Here is an 18,331-nt window from a genome sequence, read left to right on the forward strand (position 1 = left end):
AGCGTTTTGTCGTGCGCGGGCCAGCCGCTCGCGCGGAGGCTCCCTTTCATGACCATGACCCGCTTGCCCGTGCCCACCTTTGATGACATCACCGCAGCCGCACAGCGGCTGCAGGGCATTGCCCACCGCACGCCAGTGCTGCGCTCTACCAGTGCAGACGAGAGCACCGGGGCACACATTTTCTTCAAGTGCGAGAACCTGCAGCGCACCGGCGCCTTCAAGTTTCGCGGGGCGTACAACACGCTGCAGCAGTTCACGCCCGAGCAGCGCGAGCGCGGCGTGCTGGCGTTTTCTGCAGGCAACCACGCCCAGGCCATCGCCCTGTCGGCCCGGCTGCTGGACATGCCTGCCGTCATCGTCATGCCCGAAGACGCGCCCGCCGCCAAAATGGCCGCCACCCGCGAATACGGCGCACAGGTGGTGACCTACAACCGCTACACCGAAGACCGCGAAGCCATCAGCCACCGCCTGGCGCAAGAGCGCGGCATGACCTTGGTGCCGCCCTTTGACCACCCCCACGTCATTGCCGGGCAAGGCACCGCCGCACTGGAGCTGCTGCAAGAGGTGCCCGACCTGGACTACCTCTTCGTCTGCGTGGGCGGCGGTGGCCTGCTGGCGGGCAGCACCCTGGCCGCGCAGGCCGTGGCACCGCAATGCCGCCTGGTGGGCGTGGAGCCCGAGGCGGGCAACGACGGCCAGCAATCGTTCAAGGCCGGGCACATCGTGCAGATTTCCACGCCCCACACGATTGCCGATGGCGCGCAAACGCAGGCCCTGGGGCAGCTCACCTTCCCCATCATTGCCCAGGGTGTGGAAGACATGGTCACCGCCACCGACGAGCAACTGGTGCAGGCCCTGCGCTTTTTTGCAGAGCGCATGAAGATGGTGGTGGAGCCCACCGGCGCGCTGGCCTTTGCCGGGGTGCGCACCGGCAGTGTGGACGTGCGCGGCAAGCGCGTGGGCGTGCTCATCAGTGGCGGCAATGTGGACCTGGCCCGCTACGCCCGCTTTTTGGCAGATTGACCGCACTGGGGTTGCTGCTGCGGGTTTTACCGGATGGTAGAAAATACGGCCTGCACCTTTGTGTCATTTTTACGCTAATTCAAGTTTCCTCATGAGCAACGTCACCGTCATCACCCACCCCCTCGTCCAGCACAAGCTCACGCTCATGCGCAAGAAAGACGCCAGCACCAACAGCTTTCGGCGCCTGCTGGGCGAGCTGTCCACGCTGATGGCCTACGAGGTGACCCGCGACATGCCGCTGCAAGATGTGCAGATCGAAACGCCGCTGGAGACCATGACGGGCAAGATGATCGACGGCAAGAAGCTGGTGCTCGTCTCCATCCTGCGCGCAGGCAACGGCTTTTTGGACGGCATGCTGAACGTGGTGCCCGGTGCCCGCGTGGGCCATATCGGCCTGTACCGCGACCCCAAGACGCTGCAGCCGGTCGAGTACTACTTCAAGATGCCCTCCGAGATGGAAGAGCGCGACATCATCGTGGTCGACCCCATGCTGGCCACCGGCAACTCGGCCGCAGCCTGCGTGGACCGGCTCAAGCAACTCAAGCCCCGCTCCATCAAGTTCGTGTGCCTGCTGGCCGCCCCCGAGGGCGTGGCCACGCTGCAAAAGGCCCACCCTGATGTACCGATCTTCACCGCCGCCATCGACCGCGAACTCAACGACCACGGCTACATCCTGCCGGGTCTGGGCGACGCAGGCGACCGCATCTTCGGCACCAAGTAAAGCCCTGCGCCTGCCATGCAGGCGTGGAAGGCGTGGTTCTGACCCACAAAAAACGCCGCAGGGCTTGATACCCTGCGGCGTTTTTTTTGCGCCCTATTGTCCAGCTAGGGCGCTGATGCCTCTGCACACTGTGCGGGCAACCCGCACAGTGGCATGGGCCATCAATACACGTCGTGCTGCGTGTTGTTGATGTTGAAGTGACCCGTAGGCGTGACCAGGCGTGGGTCCTTGATCACAGCCTTGAGCTTGAGGGTCTTGTCGTCCACCACCACCAGGGCAGATTGCTTGTCCTTGGCAGACCAGACGGCAAACCACACCTCGTCGCCCGCCTTGTTGAACTCTGGCTGCACCACGCGCTTGGCACCGCCATCATCAGGCAGGCCAGCCCACTCGGCAATCGGCAGCACGGTGTAGCCCTTGTCCAGGTTCTTGATGTCGTACACCACCACCGACTGCGAGACCTTTGGATCAGGATTCAGTGGAGCGTCCGAGTACAAGTGCTGCGACTTGGGGTGGCTCTTGATGAACAGCGCACCGCCGCCTGGGCCCTTGAGCTTGGCCACTTCCTTGAACGCATACTGGGCATGCTTCTTGGGGTCGGTGCCGATCAGCGAGATGGTCTCGTCACCCAAGTGACCCGTGGACCACACAGGACCGAACTTGGGGTGCACAAAGTTGGCGCCACGGCCTGGGTGAGGGATCTTGCCCACGTCCACCACGGCTTGCAGCTTGCCTTCCTTGGCATCCACCACACCAATCTTGTTGCTGTTGTTAGCGGCCACCATGAAGTAGCGCTTGGTCGAATCCCAGCCACCGTCGTGCAGGAAGCGGGCCGAACCCAGCTCGGTGATCTTGAGGGCGTCCACATCCTTGTAGTCCACCATCAGCGTCTTGCCGGTTTCCTTCACGTTCACGATGAACTCAGGCTTGAAGTGCGAAGCCACGATCGAGGCCACGCGGGGCTCGGGGTGGTACTCCTGCGTGTCCACCGTCATGCCACGGGTCGAGACGATCTTCATGGGCTCCAGCGTGTCGCCATTCATGATGACGAACTGAGGGGGCCAGTAAGCGCCAGCAATGGCCAGCTTGTCGGTGAAGTCGCCTTCCTTGCCCTTGTACTTGGAGGTGTCCACCGAACGGGCTTCCAGGCCAATGCGGATTTCAGCGACGTTGTCGGGCTTGGCCATCCACAGATCGATCATGTTCACGCGGCCATCGCGGCCGATCACGAACAGGTAGCGGCCCGATGCCGAGGTGCGCGAGATGTGCACCGCGTAGCCGGTCTTGATGATGTTGATGATCTGCTTGGTGTCGCCATCGATCAGCGCCACTTCGCCCGCATCACGCAGCGTGGTCGAGAAGATGTTGGCGATGTTGTAATCGTTCATCTTCTTGGTTGGGCGGTCCTTCGGCGGCACCAGCACCTTCCAGGTCTTCTTCATGTCCGCCATGCTCCACTCGGGAGGCATAGGGGGGTCTTGCTGGATGTAGCGGGCCATCATGTCCACGTCGGACTCGCTCATCTCACCCGAAGTCTGCCAGTTAGGCATGCCAGCGGGCGAGCCGTAGGCGATGAACACCTTGAGGTAATCCGTGCCCTTGGGCAGCGTCACATCAGGCGTCAGGGGCTTACCGGTGGCGCCCTTGCGCAGCACGCCGTGGCAGCCAGCGCAACGCTCAAAGTAAGTTTGGCGAGCACGGTCAAACTCGGCCTGCGTCATTTTGGGCGCGGCAGGGTTTGTGCTTTGGTACATCGGCTGATTGGCCAAAGGGGACGAGCCTGCCTGGTAGTTCATCTCGGCGGGTGTCACGCTCTTCTTGTCATCGGCATACGCCGTAAGGGCCAGAGTGGACATTGCCAGTGCCGCAAGGCGCGCCAGCTTTCGGGTTGTCATGGGGACTCCTTGTATGTCGCGGCCCAAGATGGCTCATTCCATCCCTCCAACTGGCCTGCTGCGGGCTGCGACGACTGGGTTTCAGCAGGCTCGCGGCCATTCTTCGCCAGCCTCCCCACCGCCGCTTTGATACCTATCAAATGATTCATTCAACATGCACTATTAAACCAACATCCAACGGCTGCATAGAGGGAAATCCTTGATCACGTCACGACCGGCATGGAAGGCAGCCCGCCATGCACTTCTGGCAGACTGTGCAGCGCAATCCCGCCATGGAACGCCCGCCGCACAGCTGCCTGCGCGAGGGCCATCGCTGGCGTGCAAATTGCTAGTTTCATCGTGTTCTGGAGGCCCTGCACGGCCTCTCCTTCGCCAGTCCCACCCAAGGAACCGCACCATGACCACTCGCCGCATCTTCACCGGACGCCTGCTCTGCACCTCCATGGCCCTCTCAGCCGCCATGGCGATGGCGCCCTCACTGGCTGCAGCGCAGTCCAAGCTCAAGGTCGCAGCGATCTACACGGTGCCCTTTGAGCAGCAATGGGTCAGCCGCATCCACAAGGCCCTCAAGGCGGCCGAAGCGCGCGGAGAGATCGAATACAAGGCCAGTGAAAACGTCAGCAACGCCGACTACGAGCGCGTGATGCGCGAATACGCCACCGGCGGCAACCAGCTCATCGTGGGCGAGGCTTTTGCGGTAGAAGCCGCCGCCCGCAAGGTGGCCAAGGACTTCCCCAAAACCTCATTCCTGCTCGGCTCGTCGGGCAAGCCGCAGGCGCCCAATTTCAGCGTGTTCGACAACTACATCCAGGAGCCTGCCTACCTCAGCGGCATGATCGCGGGCGGCATGACCAAGTCCAACAAGATCGGCATGGTGGGCGGCTTCCCCATCCCCGAGGTCAACCGCCTGATGCACGCCTTCATGGCCGGCGCCAAAGAGACCAACCCCAAGGTCGAGTTCACCATCACCTTCATCAACAGCTGGTTTGACCCACCCAAGGCCAAGGAAGCCACCTTCGCCATGATCGACAAGGGCGCCGACGTGCTGTATGCCGAGCGCTTTGGCGTGAGCGACGCGGCCAAGGAAAAAGGCAAGCTCGCCATCGGCAACGTGATCGACACCCAGCCGCAGTACCCCGACACCGTGGTGGCCTCTGCCCTGTGGCACATGGAGCCCAGCATCGACCGCGCGCTGAAGCTGGTCAAGGACGGCAAATTCACCGCCGAGGACTACGGCCCGTATTCGATGATGAAGCACAAGGGCTCGGAGCTCGCGCCCCTGGGCACTTTCGAGAAGAAGGTGCCCGCCGATATCGTCGCCAAGGTCAAGGCCAAAGAAGCCGACATCCTGGCGGGCAAGTTCACAGTGAAGGTAGACGACAGCCAGCCCAAATCCACGGCCAAGTAAGCACGGCGGGCGCCCTGCCCGCTTGCCATTTCGATGGCGTGAACAGGCCACCCTCACAACGCGGTGGCCTGTTTTTTGAACGCCCACCGCAATGAACCGCTGACAAGGCACCCCATGACCTCACTCCCCGTCGCAAAGGCCTCGCAGGTCACCCGCTGTTCACGTCTTTTGGGCGCTGCGGCATTGGCCGCCATGGTCGCAGGCTGCGCTGCCACAGCGCCCGGCAAGACGGCGGTCCGGCTGGACGATACGCCCCGCATCGCCGTCATCTCCGCCTTCGCCCCCGAGCTGACCGTGCTGCTGCCCGAGGTGCAGCAGCCCGCCAAACACAGCATCAACGGCGTAGAGTTCACCACCGGCACGCTCGAAGGCAAACCCGTGGTGGTGTTCCTGTCGGGCATCAGCATGACCAACGCGGCCATGAACACCCAACTGGTGCTGGACCGCTTCAATGTGAGCCATGTGGTCTTCAGCGGCATTGCAGGCGGCGTCAACCCCAGCCTGCACATCGGCGACGTAACGGTGCCCGCGCAGTGGGGCCAGTACATGGAATGGCTGATGGCGCGCGAAGACCAACCCGGCCAGTACAGCGCCCCCGCCTGGATGCAAAGCGAGCTGACCCTGCCCGCCTTCGGCATGATGCACCCGCGCCCGGTGGAGGTGCGCTCTGCCGCCAACCCCCAGCTCAGCAAGAAGTTCTGGTTCGAAGCCGACCCAAAGATGCTGGCCACCGCCCGCAGCGTGCAGAACGTTGGCCTGGAGCATTGCCTGGCCGCCACCTGCCTCAAGCAGCGCCCCCTGCTGGTGGTGGGCGGCAACGGCGTGTCGGGCCAGGCGTTTGTGGACAACAAGGCCTTCCGCGAATACGCCTTCAAGACCTTCGAGGCCAACGTGCTCGACATGGAAACCGCCGCCACAGCCATGGTGGCGCACAGCAATGGAGTGCCTTACATCGCATTCCGGTCGCTGAGCGATCTCGCCGGTGGTGGTGATGGCGAAAACGAAATGGACACCTTCATGGGCATGGCAGCAGCCAACTCAGCCAAGGTGCTGCGGGCCTTTCTGGCGGCCTGGAAGTGAGCGCGATGAACCTACCGTGGCCTTCGCGATGCGCTGGTATCCCCTCCCCCCTCGCGGGGGAGGGGTTGGGGAGAGGGGGAGCGTGGAAACGGGCGCAGTGCCTGCCCCCAGCGCCCAGCCCCCTCTCCCCCGCCCTCTCCCGCGAGGGGAGAGGGAGTCACAGCCAGCTGCGGTTAGCGCACTGCGCAATGGAGATCTGACATGCCGCCCGTCCTGCGCCTCACCGGCATCACCAAACGCTTCGGCAAGCTCGTCGCCAACGACGGCATCAGCCTGACCCTCGCGCGCGGCGAGGTGCTGGCCTTGCTGGGCGAGAACGGCGCAGGCAAGTCCACGCTGATGTCCATCCTGTTCGGGCACTACGTGGCCGACGAAGGCAGCATCGAAGTCTTCGGCCAACCCCTGCCCCCGGGCCAGCCGCGCGCGGCCCTGGCAGCGGGCATTGGCATGGTGCACCAGCACTTCACGCTGGCCGACAACCTCACGGTGCTGGACAACGTGCTGCTGGGCACCGAGCCGCTGTGGCACCCCTTCTCACGCCGTAGCGAGGCACGCGCCAAGCTGCTGGCCGTATCGCAGCAGTTTGGTCTGCCTGTCAGCCCCGATGCGCGCGTCGGAAGCCTCTCGGTGGGCGAGCGGCAGCGGGTCGAAATCCTGAAAGCGCTTTACCGGGGCGCTCGCATCCTCATCCTCGACGAACCCACCGCCGTGCTCACCCCGCAGGAGAGCGAGGCGCTGTTCGACACCCTGGCGCAGATGGTGGCGCAGGGCCTGTCCATCATCTTCATCAGCCACAAACTGGGCGAAGTGCTGCGCGTATCGCACCGCGTGGCCGTGCTACGCCAGGGCCAACTGGTGGCTGAAGCGCCAGCACAGGGCGCCACGCAGGGGCAGCTCGCGCAATGGATGGTGGGCCACGCGATCGAGGCGGCCGAGCGCCGCCCCGCCAAGAACGTGGGCGAGCCCATCTGCACCCTGACCCACGTCAGCACCGCCCCCACGGGACGCGACCGGCTGAACGATGTGTCCCTCATCCTGCGAGCAGGTGAGATCGTGGCGATTGCAGGCGTGAGCGGCAACGGCCAGGTGGCACTGGCCGATGTGCTGTGTGGCGTGCGTGTAGCCTCCTCCGGCCACGTCACCCTCCGCGGCGCCCCTCTGCAAGCCCGGCCCGCCTGGCTGGTCACCCAAGGCGTGGCCCGCATTCCCGAAGACCGGCACGCCGTGGGCGTGGTGGGCGACCTGCCCGAGTGGGAGAACGCCGTGTCCGAGCGCCTGCGCGGCCCCTGGTTTGCACACCCGTGGTTCCGCGCCTTCTGGGTCAAACGCCGCGCTGCGCGCCAGCATGCACAGCGCGTGGCCGAAACGTTTGATGTGCGTGGCGGCGGGGCTGATGCACCTGCGCGGTCACTCTCGGGCGGCAACATGCAAAAGCTCATCCTGGGCCGGGCACTGATGCCGCCACAGGACGCGGCAGGTAACTCAGCCCCCGCGCCTCAACTCATCGTGGCCCACCAACCCACCTGGGGGCTGGACATTGGCGCGGTGGTGTTTGTGCAGCAGCAGCTCATTGCCGCGCGCGATGCAGGGGCCGCCGTACTGCTCATTTCTGACGACCTGGACGAAGTGCTGGCGTTGGGCGACCGTGTGGCGGTGATGCACGACGGCCACCTGAGCGAGGCACGACGCACCGAAGACTGGACACGCGAAGCCATCGGCCTGGCCATGGCGGGTGCTACCCCCGCCGTTCGGGCTGAGCCTGTCGAAGCCTTGCGCGGCGCTTCGACAGGCTCAGCGTGAACGGTTCGTGTGGACGGATGCCGGATCAGTAAAACACGCCAAAAGCAACAACCCCATGAGACTCGAAAAACGCAACCACACATCCCCCGCCGCCTACGTGCTGGCGCCGGTGGGCGCCGTGGTGTTCACGCTGCTCATCAGCGGCCTGCTGGTGCTGTGGGCCGGAGCGCCAGTCGGCCGTACGTATGCATTGCTGCTGCAAGGCGCCTTCGGATCGGTGTTTGCACTGACCGAGACCCTCACCCGCGCAACGCCGCTGATCCTGACGGGGCTTGCCGCCGCCGTGGCCTTCCGGGCGCGGCTGTTCAACATTGGCGCCGAGGGGCAGCTCTACGCCGGGGCTCTGGCCGCCGTGGCCGTGGGCGGCATGCATGGCGGCACGGGGCTGGAGTGGCCGCCCTATGTGCTGTTCCCACTGATGATGCTGGCGGCCGCGCTGGCAGGCGCGGCGCTGCTGCTGGGCCCGGCGCTGATGAAGGCGCGGCTGGGGGTGGACGAAGTCGTCACCACGCTGCTGCTCAACTTCATCATGCTGCTGCTGGTGTCGGCTCTGCTCGATGGGCCGATGAAAGACCCGCTCTCCATGGGCTGGCCGCAGAGCGTGGCGCTGCAGGGTGACTTGGAGCTTTCCAAACTGGTGCCGCAAACGCGCCTGCACACTGGCCTGCTGTGGGCGGTGTCGCTGGCGGTGATGCTGTGGGCGCTGCTGGCGCGCACGGTGCCGGGCTTTGACATCCGCGCCGCGGGGGCCAATGCGCGGGCGGCGGCGTTTGCGGGCGTGCCCATCACCCGCACGGTGGTGCTGGTGGCCCTGCTCTCGGGCGGGTTGGCGGGGCTGGCGGGCGCTATCGAGGTGGCGGGCCGCACCAGCTATGTGACGCTCGACATGTCGCCCGGCTACGGCTACAGCGGCATCGTGATCGCCATGCTGGCCGGGCTTCACCCGCTGGGCGTGATTGCGGCGGGCACCTTTGTGGCGGGCGTGCTGGTGGGGGCGGACAGCATGAGCCGCGCGGTGGGCGTACCGACCTACATTGCGGATGTGATCGTGGCGACTTCGCTGATTGCGGTGCTGGTGGCGGGCCTGCTCGCGCAATACAGAGTGCGCTGGAAGTGAGCAAGCGATGAACAAGCCAATGCATCATAGATTCAAGCCAAATTGGCCTCTAGCGCGTATCCAGAAAGCGCAAGCAGCTATAAAAATAGCAGCATTTACATCAAACTCCTCAGAACCGTTCACGCTGAGCCTGCCTGTTCTGAGCCTTGTCGAAGGGTCGAAGCGCAGCGCCAGGCTTCGACAGGCTCAGCCCGAACGGCCAGTGCATGTTCCTACGCACCGAGTCCTGAGCGCAAGCCACGCCGGAGCGAGCGCATGACCGAACTGCTCGACATCCTCGCCAACCCCGCGTTCTGGATCGCCACGCTGCGTGTGGCCACGCCGCTCATCCTGGGCACGCTGGGGGTGCTCATGTGCGAACGCGCGGGTGTGCTCAACCTGGGCATTGAAGGGATCATGGTGGCTGGCGCCTTCACCGGCTGGCTGGCGGTGTATGCGGGCTACGGGCTGTGGACGGGGGTGCTGGTGGCGGCACTCACGGGCGCGGTGTTCGGGCTGCTGCATGCGTGGCTCACCGTGGGGCTGGCGCTGTCGCAGCATGTCTCCGGCCTGGGCATCACGCTGCTGGCCACGGCGCTCAGCTACTACGGCTACCGCGTGAGCTTCCCCAAGGTGAACACGCCGCCCACCATCGAACCGTTTGCGGCGATGGACTGGCTGGGCATTCCCATCCTTTCGGCTCAAACACCGCTCACGCTGCTGGCGCTGCTGCTGGTGCCGCTGCTGGCCTGGGTGCTGATGCGCACGCCGCTGGGCTTGGCGGTGCGCATGGTGGGCGAGAACCCGCAGGCGGCTGAGGGCCAGGGCATCTCGGTGGCGGCGATGCGCACGGGCGCCATCGTTGCAGGGTCCGCGCTGATGGGCGTAGCGGGCAGCTTCCTCACGCTCTCAGCGTTCAACGCGTTTTTCTTCAACATGGTCAACGGGCGTGGCTGGATCTGCGTGGCGTTGGTGGTGTTTGCCTCGTGGCGGCCCGGCAAGGCGCTGCTGGGTGCGCTGCTGTTTGCCTTCTTCGACGCGCTGCAGTTGCGGCTGCAACAGGCGGGCGATGCGTGGCTGCCGTACCAGGTCTATTTGATGCTGCCGTACCTGCTGTCCATCCTGGCGCTGGTGCTGGTGGCGCGCAAGGCCGCTTATCCTCAGGCGCTGATGAAGCCCTACCGCAAGGGGGAACGTTGATCCATCGCACCACCATTGTTTCGCTGGCCTGGGCCTGTGCGGCCCTGACCGCCATGTGCCAACCCGCATGGGCCCTGGGCGTTGAGGCGCCCTACTCCGTGCACGCCACGGCGCCCAATGTGGACTGGGTCCAGGTGTGCGGCGAATGGCCCGCGCCAGGCGATGAGAGCCCCGGTGGCGGCACCTACCGCGTCGTGCACGCCAGCCAGTACGCGCAATCTTTCATCTATGTGCAGTGGCTGCAGCGTGACCGCAGCGACAGCGCGATCGAAGTTGCCACGGCGGGCGTGCCAGAGATCAACAACGACCACGCCGAATGGCAGCTGAGCCGCTTGCGCTGCCAAGCCACGGCCCAGGGCATTCGGATCACCGCCAAGGCCGAGTCTGGCCACGAAGACGGCACCTTTGACGTGACCCTGGAGGCAGGCCACCGCCCTGGTGACCTGCGTTACCGACGCACGCCTGCACGGCGCACCACCGTGTCGCCACCGCCCAGCAGACCCGGCGGCAGCCAACGTCTCACCGCACCCAAGACGCCATAACGCTGCGTCGCCACGCCCCTGCACGCCCACCACCCGATCGCTCACAGCCTCACACCATGCCCATGCTAGATTTGCTCCTCACCCACGCCACCCTGCCCGATGGCCGCCAGAACATGTCCATCGCCGTGCAGGATGGCCGCATCACTGAAGTGACCGAAGGCCTGCAAGCCCCCGCGCACGAGACGGTGGACGCGAGCAGCCTGCTGGTGAGCCCGCCGTTTGTGGACGCACATTTCCACATGGATTCGACCCTGAGCTACGGCCAGCCCCGTGTGAACGAAAGCGGCACGCTGCTCGAAGGCATTGCGCTGTGGGGCGAGCTCAAGCCCACACTGACCCACGACGCCATCGTGCAACGCGCGCTCCAGTATTGCGACATGGCCGTGGCGCGCGGGCTGCTGGCAATCCGGTCGCACGTGGACACCAGCCACCCCAGCCTGCTGCCGGTGCAGGCCCTGCTGGATGTAAAGCAGCGCGTGGCGCCGTACCTGGACCTGCAGCTGGTGGCTTTCCCCCAAGACGGCGTGCTGCGCGCGCCCGGCGGGCTCGACAACCTGAGGCGCGCGCTCGATATGGGCGTAGACGTGGTGGGCGGCATCCCCCACTTCGAGCGCACCATGGCCCAGGGGGCCGAGAGCGTGCGGCTGCTGTGCGAGCTGGCTGCCGAACGTGGCAAGCGCGTGGACATGCACTGCGACGAGAGCGACGACCCGCACTCGCGCCATGTCGAAACCCTGGCGCATGAAACCCAGCGCCTGGGCTTGCACGGCCGCGTCACAGGCTCGCACCTGACGTCCATGCACAGCATGGACAACTACTACGTGAGCAAGCTGATCCCTTTGATGGCCGAGGCCGACCTGGGCGTGGTGGCCAACCCGCTCATCAACATCACGCTGCAGGGCCGCCACGACACCTACCCCAAGCGCCGGGGCATGACCCGTGTGCCCGAGCTGATGGCCGCAGGCCTGACGGTGGCGTTTGGCCACGACTGCGTGCTGGACCCGTGGTACAGCGGCGGCAGCGCCGACATGCTGGAGGCCGCGCACATGGGCCTGCATGTGGGCCAGATGACCAGCCAGGCGGGCATGCGCCAGTGCTTTGACGCGGTGACGGTGAACCCCGCGCGCCTGCTGGGGCTGGAGGGCTACGGCATTGCCCCAGGCTGCCATGCCGACTTGGTGCTTTTGCATGCGCGCAACCCGGTGGACGCCATCCGCCTGCGTGCGGCACGCCTGGGGGTGTGGCGGCGTGGCAAGCGCGTGGCCAGCCAGCCCGCACCCACGGCAACCTTGAACCTGCCCGGGCGACCCGGCAATGTGGGCTTTATGTAAAAAGCCCGTAGGTCGGGTTAGCCCGCAAGGGCGTAACCCGACACCTTCCGCTGGGCCGAACTGGGGCAAACCTGTCGGGTTACGCTGCGCTAACCCGACCTACGACCTACGGCTATTGAGAAAATAGGCCTCTAGCGCTCATCTAGCAAACGTTAGCAGCTACACAAAAGAGAGCATTGGAAGTCAAGCCATTCGTGCGATGGTCTTGCGAAACCGTGCCAGCGCCAGCGCAAACAGCGCCACCCCAATCGCCAGCAGCCACACCAACGACGACCACACCACGGACAGCCCCGCACCCCGGTACAGGATGGCCTGGGACAGCTCGGTGAAGTGCGTGGTGGGGGCCAGCGCCATCACGTACTGCACCCATTGCGGCATGCTCTCGCGCGGCGTGACGCCGCCTGAGAGCATCTCCAGCGGCATCATGGTCAACACCATCAGCAAGCCAAACTGCGGCATGCTGCGCGCCAGCGTGGCCATGTAGATGCCCATGGAGGTGGTGGCAAACAGGTGCAGCACGGTGCCCAGCAAAAACAGCGGCACCGAGCCCTCAATGGGCACGCCAATCGCCCAGCGAATCACCACCGTGAGCGACACCCAGGTGGCCACCAGCACCACCAGCGCCATGGCCCACACCTTGGCCAGCATGATCTCTGCCGGGGTCACGGGCATGACCAGCAAGTGCTCCACCGTGCCGTGCTCTCGCTCGCGGATCAGCGCGGCGCCGGTAAGGATGATGGAGAGCATGGTGACGATGTTGATCAACTCCATGACCGAGCCAAACCACGAGGGCGTGAGCGCCGGGTTGAACCGGGCGCGCACGACCAGATCAATGGCAGGAGCGGACACGGCCCGGTAGCGCTGCACAAACTCGGCCACCTCCGACTGCACGATTTGCTGCACCGCGCCGTTGGAGCTGAAGGCCTGCATCATGCGCGTGGCGTCCATGTTGAGCTGCACGCGCGGCACCTTGCCTGCCAGCACATCGCGCTGGAAGTTGGGTGGTATGTGCAGCACCAGCGTGTAGCGGCCCGCGTCCAGGCCAGGGTCCACGTCTTGCGGGGTGATCAGGTCAGGCCCCACAAACTGCGGCGCAAAAAACGCGGTGGCAATGCGCTGCGAGAGCGCGGACACGTCTTCATCGACGATGGCGATGGGCACGTGCGAGAGCGTCTCTGGCTGGGCCTTGCCCGCGCTGTACACCGCCAGCGTGGTGGTGTAGACGATGAGCACCAGCATCATCGGGTCGCGCCACAGGCTCCACAGCTCTTTGATACCCAGGCGAAAGATATTGGCGCAATGCGCGCGCAGGGCGGCCCAGCGGCTGGTGGTGTGAGCAGGTGAACTGGGTGAAGGAGAAGGGGCTGCAGGCATGTCAGCTCTCTTGTTTGCGCAGCAGCGCAATCGCCACGCCGATGATGACCGGGGCCGAGACGCCCAGGGCCCAGAACTCGGGTTGCAGGTCGTGCAGCGACAGCGCCTTGCTGAACACCCCCCGGCTGATGGTGAACATGTGGCTGGCAGGGTAGATCTCGCCAATCCAGCGGGCCACACCCACCAGCGACGATACCGGGTTGATAAGCCCCGAAAACTGCACCGCCGGGATCAACGTGCCCACCATGGCAAAGAACATGGCGGCAATCTGGCTGCGCGTGACAGTGGACGCGAGCAGCCCCATGCCCGTGGAGCACAGGCTGAACAGCAGCGCCGCCCCTGTGAGCGTGGCCAGGCTGCCGGTGATGGGCACGCCAAACACCGTGACAGCAGCAAGCACCATGAGCCCAAAGTTGAGCATGGCCAGCGCCACGTAGGGCAGCTGCTTGCCCAGCATGAATTCGGTGCGCGTGGTGGGGGTGACGTAGAGATTGATGATGGAGCCCATCTCTTTTTCGCGCACCACCGCCAGCGCAGTCAGCATGGCGGGCAGCATGAGCAGCAGCAGCGGGATGACGGCCGGCACCATGGCGGGCAGGCTGCGCACATCGGGGTTGTAGCGGTAGCGGGTTTCCACCTCCAGCAGGCCAACGGGGGCCACGCCAGTGCGGCTGCGCACGGCATCGACCAGCCACTGCTGGTGCATGCCCTGCACATAGCCCAGCACGGTCTGCGCGCGCTGGGGCATGGCGCCGTCTACCCAGGCCGCAATCTGCACAGCCTTGCCCCGCTCCACATCGCGGCCAAAGCCGGGCGGTATCTCAATGGCCAGTGACAGCTCGCCCGAGCGCATGCGCTTGTCCAGCTCGGTGTATTCGCTGATCGGTGGCCGCTCCAAAAAGTAGCGCGACCCCGAGAGGTTGAGCACATAGGCACGGCTGGTGGCCGACTGATCACGGTCCAGCACCGCAAAGCGCAGGCTCTCCACATCCATGCTGATGCCGTAGCCCATCACAAACATCAGCAGCAGCGAGCCCAGCAGCGCCAGGGCGCTGCGCACCGGGTCGCGCCGCAGCTCCAGCGACTCGCGCCACTGCGTGCTGTAGATGCGCGCCAGGCTTTGGCGCAGCCGCACGGCCCAGCCGGGGCGTGCAGGTGCTGAGTGCGACACCGGCACAGCCGGGGCGGCTGCAGAAGCCAGTGCATCGTCCCCCTGCTCTGCCGGGGTGCCTGCGGCCTCTTGCAGGTAACCGATAAAAGCCTCCTCCAGCGTGGCCGCACCACGCTGGGCCACGATGTCGGCCGGTGCGGCACTGGTGAGCACCCGGCCTGCGTGCATGAGCGAGATACGGTCGCAGCGCTCGGCCTCGTTCATGAAGTGGGTGGAGATGAAGATAGTGACCTTGTCGCGCCGGGCCAGCTCCACCATCAGGCGCCAGAAGTTGTCGCGCGCAATCGGGTCCACGCCCGAGGTGGGCTCGTCCAGGATCAGCAGCTCGGGCTGGTGCACCATGGCCACGGCCAGCGACAGGCGCTGGCGCATGCCCAGCGGCAACTGCATGGGCAGCGTGCTGCGCGCGGCTTGCAGGTCAAAGCGCTCCAGCATGGTCTGCACCCGCTGGGGCACATCTGCCTCGGGCACATGGAACAGCCGGGCGTGCAGCACCAGGTTTTGCTCGACCGACAGCTCGCTGTACAGCGAGAACGCTTGCGACATGTAGCCCACGCGGCGGCGCGTGGCCATGTCTTTTGGGTCCACCGTCTGGCCAAACAGCCACGCCTGCCCTTCGGTGGCGGGCAGCAGGCCCGTGAGCATCTTCATGGTGGTGGACTTGCCACAGCCGTTGCTGCCCAGAAAACCAAAAATCTCGCCGCGCTGGATGCGAAAGCTCACATGGTCCACCGCCACAAAGTCGCCAAACTGCATGGTCAGGCCCTGGGCCTCGATGGCGATTTCTGCCGCCGCATCGGCCAGCAAAGGGGTGATGACCACCGGCTGGTGCCCACGCCGCTTGGCCTCCGGCAGCAGGGCCACAAAGGCGGCCTCCAGGCTGGCGTGGCCAGTGCGCTGCATCAGTTCGGCAGGCGTGCCTGTGGCCAGGATGCGGCCTTCGTCCATGGCCACCAGCCAGTCAAAGCGCTGGGCTTCTTCCATGTAGGCCGTGGCCACGAGCACGCTCATGCCAGGGCGGCCCGCGCGGATGCGGGCGATCAAATCCCAGAACTGGGCGCGGGCCAGCGGGTCCACGCCCGTGGTGGGCTCGTCCAGGATGAGCAGGTCAGGGTCGTGGATGAGGGCGCAGCACAGGGCCAGCTTTTGCTTCATGCCGCCTGAGAGCTTGCCCGCTGGCCGCGCCAGAAACGGGTGCAGCCCGGTACTGCGCGTCAGGTCGTCGATGCGACGGCGGCGCTCGGCCGTGTCGTGGCCAAACAGGCGGCCAAAGAACTGCAGGTTTTCTTCCACCGACAGCGTGGGGTACAGGTTCTTGCCCAGGCCCTGCGGCATGTAGGCAATGCGCGGGCACACGGCGTCGCGGTGGCGGCCATCGGCCATATCGCCACCCAGCACCATCACCCGCCCTTGCTGCACGGCACGCGCCCCAGCCACCAGCGCCAGCAGGCTGGATTTGCCCACCCCATCCGGTCCAATCAAACCCACCATGCGGGCCGAGGGCACCTGCAGGTCAATGCCCGCCAGCGCCACCGTAGCGCCGTAGCGCTGGCTGACGCCTGCAAGGGTGACGACGGGTGCGGTCACTGTGCGGCCTTGGGGGCTGCCGTCTGCATGCTTTCTTTGACCGCCAGTTGTTGGGGCCATGCGGCGTTGGCGTCAATGCGCAGCCAAGCCACGCCGGGCAGGCCCGTCTTGACCTGCTCCCGGTGGCGCACCAGCAGCTCTTTGGGAATCTGCGCCCGCACGCGGAACATGAGTTTTTGCCGCTCGCTGGCTGTCTCCACCGTCTTGGGGGTGAACTGTGCGGTGCTGGCCACAAACGACACGCTGGCAGGGATCACAAAGCCGGGGGCTGCGTCGAGCACGATGCGCACCTCGCTGCCCATAGCGACGCGGCCCGCCACAGCCTCGGGCAAGAAGAAGGTCATGTACACATCGCTCAGATCGGCCAGCTGCAGCACGCGGGCGCCTGCGCCAATCACCTCGCCAGGCTGCACCACACGGAACTGCACCCGCCCATCGCGCGGGGCCTTCAGGTCACTGTCGGCCAGCTCCACGTCAATGCGGGCCAGCGTGGCGTCCAGTGCTCGGGTGTTGGCCTCGGCACTGGTGACCTGCGTGCGAGCCGCGCCAATGCCCGCCTGCGCTGCCTTGGCCTGGGCCTGGGCCGCCGTGAGGGCCGCCTGCAGGCTGCGAACCTTGGCGCGGTCATCGTCCAACAGTTGGGTCGAAAAGAACCCGTCGCGCGCCAGTTGCTCAGAGCGCGGCAGGCGCCGCTTGGCGGTGTCCAAATCGCTGTCGCGCTGGGCCACCACGGCCAGTGCAGATTGGTAGTCGCTCTCACGCTGCGCCACTTGCACCTGGGCGCTGCTCACGGCCAGCCGGGCTTGCTGCTGCCGGGCCACGGCCTCGTCGCGTTGGGCCTGCAGGCTGTCGATCTGCATGCGGGCCACGGTTTGCCCAGCGGTCACAAAATCGCCCTCGCTGGCCGATATCTCCAGCACCCGGCCCGCCAGTTTGGTGGCCACCGACACTTCGGTCGCCTCGATGCGGCCGTTGCCGCTGACGAAGCCTTCACCGAGGCCTTGGGTCTTCCATGGCTGCCAGTACAGCAGCCCTCCCCCCACCCCTGCCAACAGCACCGCAATGGCGGCAAAGGTCTTCAGCTTCTTGCTCATGGTTCTTCCTTGTGGGTGCCACCCAAGCACCTTTGTGGCCTCGCCGACATGCTAGACCAAGCCATGGTGCGCAGGGACGCAGCGCAAGCATCACTTGACCTGCATCAACGATGCGGGCGCACGGAGGACACCCCCATGCGCTTGCGGCGGGGGCCATGCAGCATGCCATGGAACACCATGGAGCGCTCTTTGGGCAGGCCCTCAGTGCATTAATGCAAAAACTGCCTCTTGCGCTTGATTAACAAGCGCTAGCAGCTATATTTTTGATAGCAAACTCTTCACCCAGGGCGCACATCAAAAGCCGAGAGGTGGTTGGCCAGGTGCATGGCGTGGGCCTGCTCGTACTGGGTGCGGCCCAGGGGGCCGTAGGCAAAGTGGGGCTGCAGCGGGCCGGGGTGCGCCGCAAAGTCTTGCACCGCCTGGCGCAGCCGGGCCAGGGCGGCCGACGCATCGGGCGCCGCAGCGGCCAGCGCAGGCGCCCCCGGGATGGGCTCGGCCAGGCTGTGGCGCATGCGGCCCAGCGCGGCAAACGCCGCAAAGGCCGCAGCACCTGCCGTGCGCTGAAACAGCGCCGCCTTGGGCACGGGAAAGCCGCGCAGAGAAAACTCGATGCTCTGCGCGCAGTGCTCCAAGGTTTGCGACCAGCTCCAGGCCGTGGCAGGCTCCAGCGCCTGCGTGCCTGCTGCACTCAAACGATCAACCTCTTGCATGGCTTGCTGAAGGGTGGCAAACACCAGCTGTCGGTCGTTGCCCGGCTGGTACATCCACAGGCCTGTGCCCGCCACACCTGCCGCTGCTGTGGCCCCCGCAGCCCACGCACTCAGCTTGAGCCAGCGCCGCCGCGAGGAGGATTGCCCTTGGCGGGCTGAGAGCGTTGTCTTGGGCATGCGTGGGCGTCTGCAGAAGCAAAAAGTGCATTTTGCGGGGCCTGTAAGGCTGAGTGCTGCGGGATGGAGATGCTGTGCGTCAGGCAGCCGACACAAGCACGGCATGGCCGCTGCAGGGCACT

General features: G+C 65.6%; 14 protein-coding genes. 9 read left to right on the forward strand and 5 right to left on the reverse strand.

From position 1 onward, the window contains the following. The first annotated feature begins 48 nt into the window (after positions 1-48). Both C8C98_RS19840 and upp read left to right on the forward strand, forming a co-directional pair. Positions 49-1,023, forward strand: a complete 975-nt coding sequence (locus C8C98_RS19840) for a threo-3-hydroxy-L-aspartate ammonia-lyase (RefSeq protein WP_121455671.1) — start codon at positions 49-51, stop codon at positions 1,021-1,023. A gap of 91 nt (positions 1,024-1,114) precedes the next feature. Next, entirely contained in the window at positions 1,115-1,744 is a 630-nt protein-coding gene (gene upp, locus C8C98_RS19845; RefSeq protein ID WP_099741291.1) for a uracil phosphoribosyltransferase, read from the forward strand. Between the two features lie 161 nt (positions 1,745-1,905). On the opposite strand, the gene C8C98_RS19850 is transcribed toward upp, so the two are convergent. Then, entirely contained in the window at positions 1,906-3,639 is a 1,734-nt protein-coding gene (locus C8C98_RS19850) for a nitrite reductase (protein ID WP_121455672.1), read from the reverse strand. Between the two features lie 397 nt (positions 3,640-4,036). Between C8C98_RS19850 and C8C98_RS19855 the strand changes: the two genes are divergently transcribed. The 7 genes from C8C98_RS19855 to C8C98_RS19885 all read left to right on the forward strand — a co-directional run bounded on the left by C8C98_RS19855 (position 4,037) and on the right by C8C98_RS19885 (position 12,096). Beyond that, positions 4,037-5,047: a BMP family protein gene (locus C8C98_RS19855; protein WP_121455673.1), complete on the forward strand. Its 1,011-nt coding sequence runs from the start codon at positions 4,037-4,039 to the stop codon at positions 5,045-5,047. 114 nt (positions 5,048-5,161) lie between these two features. After that, on the forward strand, positions 5,162-6,127 hold the full coding sequence (locus C8C98_RS19860; RefSeq protein WP_121455674.1) for a 5'-methylthioadenosine/S-adenosylhomocysteine nucleosidase: 966 nt from the start codon (positions 5,162-5,164) through the stop codon (positions 6,125-6,127). 201 nt (positions 6,128-6,328) lie between these two features. Further along, a complete protein-coding gene (locus C8C98_RS19865) occupies positions 6,329-7,927 on the forward strand; it encodes an ABC transporter ATP-binding protein (RefSeq protein ID WP_121455675.1) in 1,599 nt (532 codons plus the stop codon). A 55-nt stretch (positions 7,928-7,982) separates the two neighbouring features. Next, entirely contained in the window at positions 7,983-9,044 is a 1,062-nt protein-coding gene (locus C8C98_RS19870) for an ABC transporter permease (protein ID WP_121455676.1), read from the forward strand. Between the two features lie 255 nt (positions 9,045-9,299). Then, positions 9,300-10,223, forward strand: coding sequence for an ABC transporter permease (locus C8C98_RS19875; RefSeq protein WP_121455677.1), 924 nt, complete (start codon positions 9,300-9,302; stop codon positions 10,221-10,223). Then, a complete protein-coding gene (locus tag C8C98_RS19880; protein ID WP_199726622.1) occupies positions 10,220-10,765 on the forward strand; it encodes a hypothetical protein in 546 nt (181 codons plus the stop codon). The genes C8C98_RS19875 and C8C98_RS19880 overlap by 4 nt, the downstream gene beginning before the upstream one ends. Before the next feature lie 62 nt (positions 10,766-10,827). Continuing rightward, positions 10,828-12,096, forward strand: a complete 1,269-nt coding sequence (locus C8C98_RS19885) for an amidohydrolase family protein (protein WP_121456413.1) — start codon at positions 10,828-10,830, stop codon at positions 12,094-12,096. Positions 12,097-12,279: 183 nt separating this feature from the next. Here the strand turns inward: C8C98_RS19885 and C8C98_RS19890 are convergent, their stop codons facing one another. The 4 genes from C8C98_RS19890 to C8C98_RS19905 form a co-directional block, all read right to left on the reverse strand. After that, a complete protein-coding gene (locus C8C98_RS19890; protein ID WP_121455678.1) occupies positions 12,280-13,470 on the reverse strand; it encodes an ABC transporter permease in 1,191 nt (396 codons plus the stop codon). Between the two features lies 1 nt (position 13,471). Beyond that, positions 13,472-16,288 carry a ribosome-associated ATPase/putative transporter RbbA gene (gene rbbA / locus C8C98_RS19895; protein ID WP_121455679.1) on the reverse strand — a complete coding sequence of 939 codons (2,817 nt, stop codon included), beginning with the start codon at positions 16,286-16,288 and terminating at the stop codon, positions 13,472-13,474. After that, positions 16,225-17,322, reverse strand: coding sequence for an HlyD family secretion protein (locus C8C98_RS19900; RefSeq protein ID WP_121455680.1), 1,098 nt, complete (start codon positions 17,320-17,322; stop codon positions 16,225-16,227). Before C8C98_RS19900 ends, rbbA begins: the two co-directional genes overlap by 64 nt. A 278-nt stretch (positions 17,323-17,600) precedes the next feature. After that, on the reverse strand, positions 17,601-18,209 hold the full coding sequence (locus C8C98_RS19905; protein WP_121455681.1) for a DUF1569 domain-containing protein: 609 nt from the start codon (positions 18,207-18,209) through the stop codon (positions 17,601-17,603). Between the last annotated feature and the right edge of the window lie 122 nt (positions 18,210-18,331).

This window comes from Acidovorax sp. 106 (assembly GCF_003663825.1).
Taxonomy (GTDB): Bacteria; Pseudomonadota; Gammaproteobacteria; order Burkholderiales; family Burkholderiaceae_C; genus Acidovorax.

Bases quoted from the DNA above. Each gene is read 5' to 3' on its own strand.
- C8C98_RS19855 (WP_121455673.1), top strand. From the start codon at position 4,037: ATGACCACTCGCCGCATCTTCACCGGACGCCTGCTCTGCACCTCCATG.
- C8C98_RS19885 (WP_121456413.1), top strand. From the start codon at position 10,828: ATGCTAGATTTGCTCCTCACCCACGCCACCCTGCCCGATGGCCGCCAG.
- C8C98_RS19865 (WP_121455675.1), top strand. From the start codon at position 6,329: ATGCCGCCCGTCCTGCGCCTCACCGGCATCACCAAACGCTTCGGCAAG.
- C8C98_RS19870 (WP_121455676.1), top strand. From the start codon at position 7,983: ATGAGACTCGAAAAACGCAACCACACATCCCCCGCCGCCTACGTGCTG.
- upp (WP_099741291.1), top strand. From the start codon at position 1,115: ATGAGCAACGTCACCGTCATCACCCACCCCCTCGTCCAGCACAAGCTC.
- rbbA (WP_121455679.1), bottom strand. From the start codon at position 16,288: ATGGCCCCAACAACTGGCGGTCAAAGAAAGCATGCAGACGGCAGCCCC.
- C8C98_RS19905 (WP_121455681.1), bottom strand. From the start codon at position 18,209: ATGCCCAAGACAACGCTCTCAGCCCGCCAAGGGCAATCCTCCTCGCGG.
- C8C98_RS19850 (WP_121455672.1), bottom strand. From the start codon at position 3,639: ATGACAACCCGAAAGCTGGCGCGCCTTGCGGCACTGGCAATGTCCACT.
- C8C98_RS19900 (WP_121455680.1), bottom strand. From the start codon at position 17,322: ATGAGCAAGAAGCTGAAGACCTTTGCCGCCATTGCGGTGCTGTTGGCA.
- C8C98_RS19890 (WP_121455678.1), bottom strand. From the start codon at position 13,470: ATGCCTGCAGCCCCTTCTCCTTCACCCAGTTCACCTGCTCACACCACC.
- C8C98_RS19875 (WP_121455677.1), top strand. From the start codon at position 9,300: ATGACCGAACTGCTCGACATCCTCGCCAACCCCGCGTTCTGGATCGCC.
- C8C98_RS19840 (WP_121455671.1), top strand. From the start codon at position 49: ATGACCATGACCCGCTTGCCCGTGCCCACCTTTGATGACATCACCGCA.
- C8C98_RS19860 (WP_121455674.1), top strand. From the start codon at position 5,162: ATGACCTCACTCCCCGTCGCAAAGGCCTCGCAGGTCACCCGCTGTTCA.